The sequence below is a fragment of the Acinetobacter pengchengensis genome (genome assembly GCF_982235305.1).
Genome location: NZ_CEVATJ010000001.1, coordinates 1058147 through 1072370, shown reverse-complemented (window position 1 = coordinate 1072370; position 14224 = coordinate 1058147). Strand labels below are relative to the sequence as shown.

11 protein-coding genes are annotated in these 14224 nt (G+C 40.2%); 3 read left to right on the top strand and 8 right to left on the bottom strand.

The window, feature by feature from the left end:
* From AC0T5Z_RS05180 to efp, 4 genes are all read right to left on the bottom strand, one after another.
* Nucleotides 1-927 (bottom strand): AAA family ATPase, encoded by a 927-nt coding sequence (locus AC0T5Z_RS05180; protein ID WP_291335505.1) that lies wholly within the window; start codon nt 925-927, stop codon nt 1-3.
* 190 nt (nt 928-1117) lie between these two features.
* On the bottom strand, nt 1118-1423 hold the full coding sequence (locus tag AC0T5Z_RS05175) for a YbdD/YjiX family protein (protein ID WP_291335222.1): 306 nt from the start codon (nt 1421-1423) through the stop codon (nt 1118-1120).
* A 10-nt stretch (nt 1424-1433) separates the two neighbouring features.
* A complete protein-coding gene (locus tag AC0T5Z_RS05170) occupies nt 1434-3533 on the bottom strand; it encodes a carbon starvation CstA family protein (protein WP_435337438.1) in 2100 nt (699 codons plus the stop codon).
* A 576-nt stretch (nt 3534-4109) separates the two neighbouring features.
* Nucleotides 4110-4679: an elongation factor P gene (gene efp, locus AC0T5Z_RS05165; RefSeq protein WP_291335226.1), complete on the bottom strand. Its 570-nt coding sequence runs from the start codon at nt 4677-4679 to the stop codon at nt 4110-4112.
* 314 nt (nt 4680-4993) lie between these two features.
* Here efp and epmB point away from each other — a divergent pair, with 314 nt between their 5' ends.
* The 3 genes from epmB to AC0T5Z_RS05150 are packed head-to-tail and all read left to right on the top strand — an operon-like array spanning nt 4994 to nt 9875.
* The gene (gene epmB, locus AC0T5Z_RS05160) at nt 4994-6010 is read left to right on the top strand and encodes an EF-P beta-lysylation protein EpmB (protein ID WP_291335228.1); all 1017 of its coding nucleotides are present in this window, start codon (nt 4994-4996) and stop codon (nt 6008-6010) included.
* A gap of 14 nt (nt 6011-6024) precedes the next feature.
* On the top strand, nt 6025-7770 hold the full coding sequence (locus tag AC0T5Z_RS05155) for a GTPase (RefSeq protein ID WP_435337437.1): 1746 nt from the start codon (nt 6025-6027) through the stop codon (nt 7768-7770).
* Complete coding sequence (locus tag AC0T5Z_RS05150) at nt 7752-9875, top strand: EAL domain-containing protein (protein WP_435337436.1); 2124 nt, start codon at nt 7752-7754, stop codon at nt 9873-9875. The genes AC0T5Z_RS05155 and AC0T5Z_RS05150 overlap by 19 nt, the downstream gene beginning before the upstream one ends.
* Before the next feature lie 93 nt (nt 9876-9968).
* On the opposite strand, the gene rpmE is transcribed toward AC0T5Z_RS05150, so the two are convergent.
* The 4 genes from rpmE to AC0T5Z_RS05130 form a co-directional block, all read right to left on the bottom strand.
* A complete protein-coding gene (rpmE, locus tag AC0T5Z_RS05145) occupies nt 9969-10193 on the bottom strand; it encodes a 50S ribosomal protein L31 (protein WP_004971624.1) in 225 nt (74 codons plus the stop codon).
* A gap of 204 nt (nt 10194-10397) precedes the next feature.
* Nucleotides 10398-11390: a bile acid:sodium symporter family protein gene (locus AC0T5Z_RS05140; protein WP_435337435.1), complete on the bottom strand. Its 993-nt coding sequence runs from the start codon at nt 11388-11390 to the stop codon at nt 10398-10400.
* A 197-nt stretch (nt 11391-11587) separates the two neighbouring features.
* Nucleotides 11588-11989 (bottom strand): lactoylglutathione lyase, encoded by a 402-nt coding sequence (gene gloA, locus AC0T5Z_RS05135; RefSeq protein WP_435337434.1) that lies wholly within the window; start codon nt 11987-11989, stop codon nt 11588-11590.
* 17 nt (nt 11990-12006) lie between these two features.
* Nucleotides 12007-14187: an AmpG family muropeptide MFS transporter gene (locus AC0T5Z_RS05130; protein ID WP_435337433.1), complete on the bottom strand. Its 2181-nt coding sequence runs from the start codon at nt 14185-14187 to the stop codon at nt 12007-12009.
* Between the last annotated feature and the right edge of the window lie 37 nt (nt 14188-14224).

The following is a 14224-nucleotide window of genomic DNA, read 5'->3' as shown; positions in this document are numbered from 1 at the left end:
CTAACTCACTTTAACCTGTTGCATCACATGCAAAGTTTCTGCCTCACTCAATCCTATACGATGCGCAGCAACTGCCACAAACACCGCTTGAATATCATCGGCAGTGACAAAACTGCGTTGCTCGATTAAGGCGTGTGCTTGCGCTGCTTTTTTTAGTGCCAAAACACCACGGGTAGATAATCCGTGACGTGCTTTACGGGTTTCTGCGGCCAAGTCCAGTAAGTAGTCTAGCGCGGTATCGGATACGTGAATTTCTGTGACCAATTGCTGTAAGTTTAAAATTTCTGTTTCAGTAAAAATATGTGCCAAACTAGCAATCAGCGCATGTCTTGAGTTTTGTTGCAACAGCATTTTTTCAGCAAAACGCGATGGATAGCCCAAAGACAGACGCATTAAAAAGCGATCAAGCTGTGATTCTGGCAGCGCATAAGTACCACTTTGAAACAGTGGGTTTTGTGTGGCAATTACCCAAAAAGGTTGCGGTAAGCTATAACGCACACCATCCACCGTGACTGCACCCTCTTCCATCGCTTCTAACAAGGCACTTTGAGTTTTAGGCGAACAACGGTTAATTTCATCGGCCAATAAAATTTGGGTAAAAATAGGACCTTGCTTAAACTCAAATTGATGTTCTTTTTGATTGAACATATTTACGCCAATCACATCACTGGCCAGCATGTCATTGGTAAACTGAATGCGCTGAAATTGCAGACCTGCCAAATGCGATAAAGCACTCGATAAGGTGGTTTTACCTAATCCGGGTAAATCTTCAAAAAGCACATGCCCGCCTGCCAACAAACAACTTAACGCCAATTTGGTCTGCTGTTCTTTATCTAAAATAATGGTATTAATTTCTGTCAAGAAAGCCTGAATTTTGCCAGCATAAGATTCAATCTGTGCATTGAGCGGTTGCTGCGCTTGCGTCAGTTGTTGTTTTTGAACTTTTTCTGTACCCCAAATCACAGTAAATCCCCTTATACCCAATAAAAAAACGGCACATGTTTAAACATACACCGTTTTGCTAAATTTCTAAAGAAATCCTAAAGATATTCTAAGCTGCCTAAACAGTGAGGGTTAAGCAACCCATATCTCTAAACATTTCCATCGTGGTACGGGATTAACACGGACACTTTTTCAAACCACCTTTTGCCGATGGATAACGCGCATCGACACAGTAACGATAAAAAGTCTTCGGATCCATGGCTTCTAAATCTGGATGATGCTTACGCATGTGTTCCAAATAGTTCTGATAATCAGGTACACCGACCATTAAACGAAAACTTTGTTGCAAACGCTGCCATAAAGTGCCGATACGTGACCAGTTTTTCGGATTCAAAATCAAATCCTTTTGCGACATGATGGTCATTTTAATGATGTTGTAAATCACTGTTTTGCCCTGTTGGGAAAATTTAAGCTTAATCATGTGCTCACTCCTAATGACTGCTATTTGGCTGAATAGTTTCAGGATCGCGATAAATCGCTTCGGCTTCATGTACAGTTGGGGTGGGACTTGCCAATGCACGGCGAATTACCCTAATAGCAGCGAACAACATCACAAATGCCACAATCATAAAGAAACCACATAACACGGCGTTAATTTGATTGGACATAACAATGGTTTGCATTTCAGTGACTGTTTTTGCAGGTGCTAAAATTTCATTGCGTTGAATTGCGGCATTGAAACGATCTGCTTGCGCCAAGAAACCAATTTTTGGATTGTCGTGGAAAATCTTTTGCCAGCCTGCGGTCATGGAAGTAATGAACAAGAATACTGTTGGGATAATCGTCACCCAAACATATTTTTCTTTTTTCATTTTAAACAAAATCACTGTACCTAAAATGAGCGCCATCGCTGCCAAAATTTGGTTACCAATACCAAACAATGGCCATAAGCTGTTAATACCGCCTAATGGATCGACCACCCCTTGATAGACGAAAAAGCCCCAACCTGCCACTGCGACTGCCGTGCCAAGCAAGTTACCAAAGAAGTTATGTGAATTTTTCACCGCAGGAATAACAATCCCCACCGTATCTTGCACCATGAAACGGCAAGCACGTGTGCCTGCATCTACCGCAGTTAAAATAAATAATGCTTCAAATAGAATGGCAAAGTGATACCAGAACGCCATCATCGAGCGGTTATTAAAAATCTCGGTGATGATATGTGCCATCCCAATTGCAAAAGTTGGCGCACCGCCCGTACGTGACAGAATCGAGCTTTCGCCCACTTCTTTTGCCAAAATGGTTAAAGTTTCAGGGCTCACCACAAAGCCTAAATTTCGTACCGCTTCTGCCGCACTTTCGACAGTTGTACCTAAAACTGCAGTGGGTGCGTTAATAGCAAAGTACACGCCCGGGTCTAGCACAGTGGCACAAATCATCGCCATGATCGCCACGAAAGACTCCATCAACATGCCGCCATAACCAATCATCCGAATGTCTTTTTCATTATTGACCAGCTTTGGCGTCGTACCTGAAGACACTAAGGCATGGAAACCTGAAATCGCACCGCAGGCAATCGTAATAAATAAGAACGGGAACAATGAACCCGCAAATACTGGCCCTGTGCCATCAATAAAATGGGTCACCGCAGGCATCTTCATTTCAGGCATTGCAAACACAATCCCGACAGCCAAACCAGCAATAACGCCAATTTTTAAGAATGTCGATAAATAATCACGTGGCGCCAATAACAACCACACTGGCAAAACTGAAGCAATAAAACCGTAAGCAATTAAACACCATGTTAATTCTGTGCCACTTAACGTAAACAAAGGTCCCCAGAATGGATGCTGCGCAATATTTTCACCATAAATAATACCCAGCATCATCAGTACAAAACCGATAATGGAAACCTCAGCAATTTTCCCTGGGCGAATAAAACGCATATAAATGCCCATGAAAATTGCAATTGGTATGGTGGCCGCGATACTAAATACACCCCATGGACTATTGGTTAAAGCTTTCACAACAACCAAGGCGAGTACAGCGAGAATGATCACCATCACGCCCAGCGCACCCAGCATGACAATCACGCCAGCAAATGAACCCAGCTCTTGCTTTGCCATTTCTCCCAGAGAACGCCCATCACGACGTGTAGAAATAAACAAAACCAAAAAGTCTTGAACTGCACCTGCCAACACCACCCCGACCAAAAGCCAGATGGTGCCGGGTAAATAGCCCATTTGTGCTGCAAGAATAGGTCCAACTAAAGGGCCTGCGCCTGCAATTGCGGCAAAGTGATGACCAAACAACACACTTTTATTGGTGGGAACATAATCTAAACCGTCAGCCAAACGATGTGCTGGCGTTAAGCGGCGCTCATTTAACTCAAATACTTTGGTGGCAATAAACAAACTGTAGAAGCGGTATGCAATGCTATATACACAGACCGCAGCTAAAACTAACCAGATCGCATTGACGTGTTCACCTCTACTGACTGCCAATATTCCAAAAGATATTGCACCTAAAATGGCGACCAAGAGCCATATAATTTTTGAAGTCAGACCTGACTTCTTTTGAACTGTTTCCATGTCAATCTCTCTTCTTGTTACATTTTTAAGCGTTACTTTTAATGTCGAGATTTAGGGGCTGTAGACACTTCGTCTATGTTTGCGACTACGCATATTTTTTAACTGATATAAGGCATGAGGCAGGAAATTTAGTCATTCTAAATGACTGACTCATAACGAAATAGCAGTAGAAAAATATGCTTGTCCTTCGCTGCGCCTTGCACTGCAAACAAAGCAGTGCTTGTTTTTGCTCAGGCTGTGGCTAAAACTTTCTCAGATTGCGTTATGAAACTTGGCAATAGTCTCGCTATTCCCTGCGTTTCATGCCTGATCTGCTCAGTTTTAGCCTACAGCGCAAGCCATTTATGAAATGTCTACAGACCCTTGCTTTAATTCCTAAATCCTTGGTTGATCTTGCTCCTTTTATTTCGATGTCTGTTGCTTTTGCATCCACACTTTGCGCTACCGCACACTTGAATGAAGCACCAACAGTTTCCTTTACTTTTCACTTATTCTTTTACCACATAATCAAAGTAACAAAAAAGGGGGATGACATGAATCATCCCCCTCTTTTTCTTATGATTAATCAATAAATCATTATGCGCGTTCTAGGTATTCACCTGTACGTGTATCGACACGAACGCTATCCTCTTGCTGTACAAATAAAGGAACACGTACCACTGCGCCTGTTTCTAATTTCGCTGGTTTACCGCCACCACCAGAAGTATCACCACGTACACCTGGATCAGTTTCAACAATTTTTAATACCACAAAGTTTGGTGGGTTTACAGTTAAAGGCACACCGTTAAACAACATAATGGTACATTTTTCGTTTGAATCATCTTTTAACCATTTTGCAGCATCACCCATTGCGGTTTTATCAGCAGCAATTTGCTCAAAAGATACAGGATCCATAAAGTTCCACATTTCGCCATCGTTGTAGAGGTATTCCATTTCTACTTCTACAATGTCAGCAGCTTCTAATGAATCACCAGACTTAAATGTTTTTTCTAAAACTTTACCTGAACGAAGGTTACGAAGTTTTACGCGGTTAAACGCTTGACCTTTACCTGGCTTTACATATTCATTTTCCATGATTGAACATGGGTTACCATCAAGCATAACCTTAAGGCCTGACTTGAAATCATTCGTAGAATAATAGGCCATGACTGGCACACTCCAAACTGACTAACTTAACTATTTATGTTACAAAGTAAATGACCAACGCAGCTCTGCGATGCTCGCCATCTTGCAACATCTTTTTTTCATCGGACGTATTGTAAATGAGCAAGCCTTAACGAAGCAATGAAAATCCACTACCGATCGCCTCAAGATATCGGTAAAATCTTCTGTTTTGTGATGATTCTGATTTAAAGCGATCAAATCATTCGCGGCATTCACGCTCAATGAACACAGAATTCATCTACGCTATACAGATGTGTACTTGGTTCATTTCACCTCATATTTAAATCTTTTTTGGCATGATCAACTACCTGTACCAACAACAAAACTGGCAATCTCAACTCAGTGACTTGATCACCGACCCGCGCGAATTGTTGAATATTTTAGAGCTGTCTGAACAACAGTTGCTGTCAGGTGCATTACTGGCATCCGATCAGTTTAAATTGCGCATTCCACGTGCATTTGTTGCCAAAATGCAAAAAGGCAATCCACTCGATCCTTTACTGTTACAGGTTCTGCCGCATCATTTAGAACTGAAAGATCATCCCGGATTTGTCACTGACCCTTTGGGTGAGGAACAAGCCAATCAACAACCTGGAGTCTTACACAAATATAAATCACGCTTTTTGCTAACCCTGACTGGTGCTTGCGCAGTACATTGTCGTTATTGTTTCCGTAGACACTTTCCTTATCAAGAAAACCTGCCAAAAACTGAAGATTGGGACAACATCCGTAATTACATTGAAAGCCAACCCGATATTAATGAAGTGATTTTAAGTGGTGGTGACCCACTCACTTTGTCAAATCGTAAATTAAGTATCTGGATTGAACGCTTAGCATCTATTCCGCAAATAAAATTTTTGAGAATTCATTCACGAGTTCCGATTGTTATTCCCAACCGTATTGATGAATCACTGATTTCCTTATTAAAAAATAGTAGGCTGCGTATTATTCTAGTGGTACACTCGAACCACGCAGCAGAATTAGATGACTTTACGTGTTCGCAACTTACCAAGTTAGTCGAGCAAAACTTCACCGTTCTGAATCAAGCAGTCTTATTAAATGGGGTCAATAATTCTGCCCAGATTTTGGTCGATTTAAGCTATCGTCTTTTTGATGCGGGGGTGATGCCTTACTATTTACACGTGTTAGATAAAGTAAAAGGAGCGCATCATTTTGATTTAATGCCGCAAGACATTGATCACATCTATAAAGAGCTTTTGGCGAACTTACCAGGCTATTTAGTTCCTAAACTCGTTAGGGAAATTGCGGGCGAAAAAAACAAGACACCACTTTTTGGGGTTTCAACTTATTGAGTTAAATAATAATCATGAATACAGATACTTCAGATCTTTTTCTAGTTCCCAGCGAACTAAAGCTGGAGCAATTAAGTTTTTGTCAAAATACGGTTAAAAGCATTCAGTCATGGGCAGCGGATTTATCCATTTTACAATTGGGTGATTCTTCCCAAGCCCTGTTTAATGCACTGTTAGAAATTTCAGAACTGAAATGTCAGGAAACATTACGTTTTGACTTAATTCAAGCTATTCATCCAACACTTGAAAATGTACTCACCAGTCTGGAAAAGCATTTTTTCAATCAGGCCTTAATTAGTAATGACCGCAACGATCATATTATTGAACTCGCGCTGTCATTACGCAGTCACTTCGCCAAAGTGTATATTGATATTTGCCGACGCAGTCACCAACAACTTACTCAACAAAAGTTTTCTTTATTTGCCTTCAATTTAAAAAAGAATTTACAAACTGCACGAGTTCTATCTAGCTATTATGCTTTACAACAATTAGCTCTACTGCGCTATCAACAGCACATGCTTTATAGCCACGCCTTGCCAAATCAGTGGCTGATTGCACACCAAATTTTAGATACTGCAATTCAACAACATTATTATTTAAATAATATTAATCAGCTACAAGGCACACAACATCAACTGATTAATATTGCACAAGCCTATGCGCAGCTGATTTTATTGGAAATTTTCAACACCCATCAAATTCGACCTGCAGAAATTCAAGGCTTATATCTCTGTAGCTTTGACTGGGCAAAACTGATTCAAGTTTTACCCAAAGAAACGACGCTTTCACGTTATGTGGTCGATGCAACTAAAGATCATCCACCTATTTACAATACGCACCAAAGCCAAGGTTTTCATGCCAATATTTTTATTGCAACTCAACCCCTACTCGATCATTTAAATGAAGCTCAAGGTCGTAAAGGTGAACATTTATCACGCAATGAAAAGCTATTCTTAACCCCTGCTTTGCATTTCCATTTGCACAATATTTTGACCAATACAGCAGAACGTGTGCATGAGCGTTATGAATATTCGGCACGGATTAAAATTTGCTTTGGTTTGACTGTGGCACATTTTTATCTGTCTAATGGTAAAAACTTCAATGAAACGCTGGCTTTGGGCGATAACTACCAATTCCAGAATGAAAGCCAGTTTATCAATGCCATGCATACCAACTCTACGGTAGATATTAGCGCTGTTAAAACCTTAGACCGTCAAGCCAAACAAATTTACAATGCCGAAGTTATTGATATTAGCGTCAATGGCTATCGTATTAAATGGACGGGTGAAACACCGAAAAACCTTAAAACTGGTGAATTTATTCTAGTTCAGGAAAATAGCCAAAGTCCGTGGCGTGGTGGTGTAATCCGTTGGATTAAACAATCTGCCGAAAAAAGTTTAGAACTTGGTTTGGAAATTTTAACCCAAGATATTTACCCATGTGCTGTTTTTATTAAAACAGATAGACATACAGGACATTATCATCCAGCATTATTGGTACAAAGTACGCAGGTCAATGAAGTCAATACCACGTTGATTTTGCCAAGTCTGCAATTATTACGTGACAAACAAACCGTACAGCTACGTTTAGGTGAAGAAGAACTAAAAGTGTTCTTAATTAAGCCGTTATTGATTACCCAAAGCTTTATGCGCTTTGATTTTGAGTTGTTGAATGACCAACAACAGCCTTTACTTGATGGTTTTATTCAGAAACAAGTGAATGAAGTTAAAAATCACGATTTATGGGAAGCATTAAAGTGAGAAATCCATTATTGTCTAAAAAGCTCAAACGTACCGAAACACGTTTACTCATAATCGATGACAACCAAATACGTTTTAATCAAATTTGTGAACAACTCACTGCAAATGAGCACCGTGTTCAGGCTTATCTATTAGATGACATTAAAAACTTTGAAAAACAATTACATTTAACTTGGGATTTGGTGATCTTTGGTCGTGCTTATGACCTAAAAGTCGATCAGGCACTCACTTTAATTCGTGCATCACAGCAACCAAATTTACCGCTACTTTTGCTCAAACCAGACGATTACAATGCCACACAATATACCAGTTATGTGCGCAAAGGCATCTATGACATTATCAATTTAGATTACCCCGAACGCTTCTATTTTGGCTTAATTCGCGCACTGTCTTTTAGTCGCTTACAGCAGTCACAAGAACAACTTATGACTGAACTGGAAAATGCACAATCACAAGCTCAGGCGTTGGTCGAAGACAGTAGCAAAGCAGTAGCCATTATTCAGGAAGGAATTCATGCACAAGCCAATGCTGAATATTTACAGCTATTTGGTTTAAAAAGTGAAGATGACCTTATTGGCTTGCCATTATTGGATTTATTGCAACCGCAAGATATTACAGATTTTAAATTCCGCTTTAAGAAAGTCAGTCAAGGACAATTTGAACACGGCCGTTTTGATATTCATAGCCAAAACCCGCTATTAGCAAAACAAAACCCACTCAAAATTGAATTTATTGGAGCAGCTGACGACGCCATACAAATCACCATAGATATTGAAAATACGACACAAAATACAGTACCTGCTCAAACCACATCAGACAAAGTGGCAGTAAAGCCAAGCACATATCAATTGGTGAATCGTACTTTAGCCAAACAGCCTTCTAGTGCTAATGCTTTGGTGGTGTTTTCTTTGGCGAACTGCCCTGAATCAATTTTCCAAGCCGAGTGGCAAACCACAAAAAATTACTTTACCAACATTAAAAACTTTTTAAAAGAACAGACCAATGTGCCATTATTTACTGTGGGTAATGGTTTGGTTGTTGGGCTATTCCAAGCTGAATCTACTGCGATTTTAGAATCTAAACTGATTGGCCTGAATTCACTGACCAAGCCGCAATTACTCACGGTAGATCAGCATACCTACCCTTTAAATTTACGAATTGGCTATATCTTGCTAAATCAAGATATTCGTGATGAAACTAATTTTGAACAGCTAATTAGTCAAGGGTTTGCCAATGCGTTACCAAACCCACAAGATCAAAATAATTCAGGTTTAGCCTTAGACTTGTCCTTTGGTGAATCTAATTTAAATGTGATTGAATCTGCCGCAGCTGTACCACAATCCTATAGTGAATCTACGATTATTTCTGCTATACGTCAAAGCCTTGATCGCGGTGAAATTCACCTTAAATATCAACAACTTTATGACAAACAAGACACCAATTTATATACCTACGAAGTGACCAGCGGCTTTATTTTCAATAGCGAATGGAAAACACTGACAGGCTTAATTGATTTGGCTGAAGACCCAGAATTAGCCATTAAACTGGATCGTTGGATTTTAGTTGAATCCTGTAAACAATTGCACAACTTCATTACCCAATACCCTGAAGCGAAGTTGATTGTCAATTTAAACAAATTTGTTTTATTACAAGACCGTAGCTTCCCTGAATTTGTGTCCAAACTGATTACGATTATTGGTAGCCCTCTCAGCCATCCATTAATTTTGCAATTCTCGGAAGAAGATATCAGCCAAAACTTAGGTGATGCACAGAAACAAATCAGTTTATTACGTCAGTACGGCGCTGAAATATCTCTTCGCGATTTTGGTCATTCGATTTATAGTGAATCCATCTTAAAACAAGTCGATATCCACTACTTGACTTTGCACAGCGCACTGACTGAAAAACTGGCTGCTGATGACTCAACGCAAGAATTGCAGAAACAATTGAGCATTTATAGTGAAATTAAACCTGTGGAAGTGTTATTGCGTGACTTAAATGATATGAACCTGTTTGCAAATGCGTGGAATGTCGATGCACGCTTTATTCAAGGTGATTATTTCCAGAAAAAACTCGATCATTTAATTGATGTGCAAGACCAATAAGGTCTTGTGCATTTGTATTAATCTATACTTGAAAACACCTAAAAATTTAAGACAAAAAAAAACGGGCAATTGCCCGTTTTTTTGTACTGGAGATTAACGTTTGATAGAACGTGACATACCAGCAAAACGTTGTTTGAACTTGTCGATACGACCGCCAGTGTCAACGTTCTTTTGCTTACCAGTGTAGAACGGGTGGCATGCAGAACATACGTCAAGATAAAGAGTTTCTTTACCAACTGCTGAACGAGTTTCGATTACGTTACCGCAAGAACAAGTTGCAACTAATTTTTCATATTTTGGGTGAATATCGGCGCGCATCGTCGATTACTCCTAAGATTTAAGAAGGCTTAAGCTGTCATCGCAATTGGTCACTCTCATTAATAAAAACGAGGACATGCTTTAAAAGCAGACCAACACCACAACAGACCATTCTTTTGGCCCACCGAGACGGATACCGTCAGAGCTAAGCACAACAAGTTGCGTAATATTATACGGAATAAAATTTTTTAAAGCTAATTATTCTTAGTTATTTAATTCTTGCGTTTCAATCGAATCTGGCTGCTTCTCAAGATAATTGGCAATCACGCCACACACCATTAACTGAATTTGATGGAAAATCATGATGGGTAAAACAATCATCCCCAAAGGCTGCCCAATAAATAAAATTTGCGCCATGGGTACACCACTGGCCAAGGTTTTTTTGGAGCTACAAAAAAATGCGGCGATTTGATCTTCACGTGCAAAACCCAACCATTGTGGTACAACCCACGCCAACCACATCACAAGGGTCAATAACACTGAGCAGGCAATAATCAACAGCAATAAAGTCATGCCACTGACTTGATGCCACAACCCTGCTACCACTGCCCCACTAAATGCGCCATAAACCACCATCAAAATCGAACCCTGATCAAACACCTTGACCAATTTTGGCAATTTCAGCATCTGTGGAAAAACATAAGGACGTAATAATTGCCCCAAGATAAATGGCACTAATAACAATAACGTAATTTGAATAATTGAGTTTGTCGGGTCAAAACCGTGTGCAGACTGCCCTAAAATAAAGATTCCTACTAAAACTGGGGTAATAAACATCCCAATTAAATTAGAAAAAGACGCACTGCAGACTGCGCTGGCAACATTGCCTTTTGCCACTGAAGTAAAGGCAATTGAAGATTGCACGGTTGAAGGCAAAAAGCACATGAACAAAAAGCCCCAGTACAATTCCTGCCCAAGCATTGGCACTAAAATTGGCTTTGCTAGCAAACCTAAAATCGGGAATAACGCAAAGGTGAAAGTAAATACCAACGCATGCAATTTCCAATGCATCATGCCTTGAATTACGGCTTCACGTGATAATTTCGCCCCATGCAAAAAGAACAAAATCGCAATAGCAACAGTCGTAATCACACTAAAAACTTCGGCGGCCTGCCCTGACACAGGCACGACACTGGCGAGGATCACCATCACAAACAAAAGAATGGTAAAACGGTCCAATGCCAATAACTTCAACATAAATACATCCTGTATATTTTTTACTGTTGCAAAAAAAAGCCCAGTAATTTTTACCTTTCAATAAAGGTATATTACTGAGCTCTATTCAAAAAGCGAGTATTTTCAGGTGATGTTCAATATTTTTAAAATGAATACTGAACGATATTCAATTTATTGTGCCATAAAGGTTTCTTTTTTACTGCTGCACAGATAAAGACCTAGTTATTGCGTGCGTTCTGATCTTGCTGGATCAGTTCAATCTTATAACCATCTGGGTCTTCAACAAAAGCAATGACCGTCACGCCACCTTTCATTGGCCCTGCTTCACGTATCACATTACCACCACGCGCTTTAATTTCTTCACATGCTTTGTAGGCATCTTCTACCCCAATTGCAATATGACCATAGCCATTACCCAAATCATAGCTGTCTGTATCCCAGTTATGGGTCAGCTCCAAAACGGTATGATTTTCTTCATCGCCATAACCTACAAAAGCAAGAGTAAAACGACCTTCTTCGTAATCACGCTTACGGAGCAAAGTCATACCTAAAACTTCTGTATAAAATTTTAATGATTGCTCTAAATTACCTACACGTAACATAGTATGTAGCATGCGCATGACATTCATCCTTTTGTTCAATCGGTTTTGCTTGTATGTTGATGCTCACCCAACAGTTTTGCCACCCACACCACTAAAATTAGAATAGGTATTCCAATTAAAGTGGTCATAAGGAAAAAGTTCGGATAACCAATATTTGTCACTATAGTACCCGAATAGCCGCCTAAAATCTTAGGGGTCAGGGTCATAAGTGAGCTAAAAATCGCATATTGAACCGCGGTAAATGATACACTGGTTAAACTCGATAAAAAAGCGATAAAAGCTGCACCTGCCAAACCTGAAGCCAAGTTATCGACAATAATGGCAAAATATAACCATGCTGTACTATATGGCTTAATCACCTTGCCCTGAATTTCAACCATATTATTTGAAGATGATTGAACGATCGGCAAAGGCTGGATATCTACATCCAAAGCATTGGCTTCATGTGAGTTTAAATCGACCTGATACGTTTGACTGTGTTGTTGTGTTGTTTTCTGCCCATTCAATAATACGGCTTGCAATTGTTTACTTGGTGAGTCTGCTAAAAGCTGTCCTGCAATCGCTGCTGTAAAAATTCCTTGCGCATCCAGTTTTGCATCAAAATTTTGACCATCTAGCTGCAGTACAATTTTTTGCTGTTCGGTTAAGGCAGGCCCTGCATATTGCCCACGTACGACAATACTGTTGCTGGCTTCATTTTCGCTAATACGATTATCCGAAGTCAGTGGTAAAAACTGGAGTTGTGCAGTTTCAATCTCAGTTTGGTGCAAATACGGCATCGACACTAAACGTGACGGTGTATCGCCCGTTTGGTATTGCGCACGTACCTGAATTTCATCCTGTGTTGCTAAAACCTGACTAGGCACAGCCACTTTCCAATATCCAACTTCATCGGCCTGGGTTTGATATTGTTGCTGCCCCACAGAAACTTGCACATCGCTCAGTTGCTGTCCTGACTTCACCAGACCAATAAAAATAAGGTTGGTGGATGATGCCAACACCGCGCCAACAAACATTAATTTCATAATGTTCATACGCTGTGCCAGTAAACCGCCCAAGAAGCCACCCACTAAACTGAAAATGACCCCATAAACCTTAACCGCTTCGGCAATTTGTTCTTTGCTAAAGTTCAAATCCTGATAGAACACATTGGAAATTACACCTGCAATAATGTCTGAAACTCGATAAAAACCAATCAAGAGTAATAACACCAGTGCCAGTTTCATGCCGTAGCGTTTAAAGAAATCTGCGACAGGATACACCCATGTTTCAAATGCCATCTGTTTATTGACTGCGCCCAATTTGACTAAAATTGTGCCCACACCTACAGCCGCCACACCCGATGCAATAAATCGTAAGGCTTCTATAGAAAATAATAAAAATGCATCTTTGAGTTGGAATTGTTGTTTTAAGGCTTCGGTTAAATTACCCGAGAAGACATAACACAAAACAAAACTGAATACCGCAACAAAAAACACCGTAACCAGACGAAAATAGTCGCGTCGTTGATAATGCTTGCTGACCCGATTCACTTGCGGCTCACGAATCACCAAAGTCGTGATAATGCCAATCAGCATCACCGCAGCCATCGCCAAATAAGTAATTTTCCATGCGCTATAAATATAGTTGCCTTTGGCTGTACCTAATGATGCTGCCAAAAATAAAGCACCTGCTCCCGCGACAATCATCCCAATGCGATAACCCGCATTATAGGTCGATGCCAACACGGTTTGCATTTGAGTTTCAGCCAATTCGATACGGTAAGCATCAATCACAATATCTTGCGTAGCAGCAGAAAAACCCAGCAGTACTGCACCGAATGCCATTTGATATAAATGCGCCTGTCCCAAAGCTGGGTCAGAAAATGCCATCACCGCAATTGCACTGACAATTAAACATTGGGCAATGAGCAGCCATGCCCGACGACGCCCCAGTTTTTTAGTTAAATAGGGTACGGGTAATTCATCAATTAATGGTGCCCAGACAAATTTAAAGGAATAACCCAAAGCGGCCCAGCTAAAGAAAGTCACAGCACTTTTATCAATGCCTGCTTCGCCCAACCATAAGGATAGACTGGAAAAAATCAGTAAAATTGGAATACCAGCAGAGAAGCCCAAAAACAGCATAATCAGAGCACGACGGTCTAAAAATGCCGTAAATGCTGCTTTCCATCCTGTATTTTGTGCTGAAGTTTGCCCAGTCTGTTGTGTGGTCATTCGATTATTATTTTCTATCAAGTCAAAGTGTTGTTAT

Bases quoted from the DNA above. Each gene is read 5' to 3' on its own strand.
- AC0T5Z_RS05175 (WP_291335222.1), bottom strand. From the start codon at position 1,423: ATGATTAAGCTTAAATTTTCCCAACAGGGCAAAACAGTGATTTACAAC.
- AC0T5Z_RS05170 (WP_435337438.1), bottom strand. From the start codon at position 3,533: ATGGAAACAGTTCAAAAGAAGTCAGGTCTGACTTCAAAAATTATATGG.
- efp (WP_291335226.1), bottom strand. From the start codon at position 4,679: ATGGCCTATTATTCTACGAATGATTTCAAGTCAGGCCTTAAGGTTATG.
- epmB (WP_291335228.1), top strand. From the start codon at position 4,994: ATGATCAACTACCTGTACCAACAACAAAACTGGCAATCTCAACTCAGT.
- AC0T5Z_RS05155 (WP_435337437.1), top strand. From the start codon at position 6,025: ATGAATACAGATACTTCAGATCTTTTTCTAGTTCCCAGCGAACTAAAG.
- AC0T5Z_RS05150 (WP_435337436.1), top strand. From the start codon at position 7,752: ATGGGAAGCATTAAAGTGAGAAATCCATTATTGTCTAAAAAGCTCAAA.
- rpmE (WP_004971624.1), bottom strand. From the start codon at position 10,193: ATGCGCGCCGATATTCACCCAAAATATGAAAAATTAGTTGCAACTTGT.
- AC0T5Z_RS05140 (WP_435337435.1), bottom strand. From the start codon at position 11,390: ATGTTGAAGTTATTGGCATTGGACCGTTTTACCATTCTTTTGTTTGTG.
- gloA (WP_435337434.1), bottom strand. From the start codon at position 11,989: ATGCGCATGCTACATACTATGTTACGTGTAGGTAATTTAGAGCAATCA.
- AC0T5Z_RS05130 (WP_435337433.1), bottom strand. From the start codon at position 14,187: ATGACCACACAACAGACTGGGCAAACTTCAGCACAAAATACAGGATGG.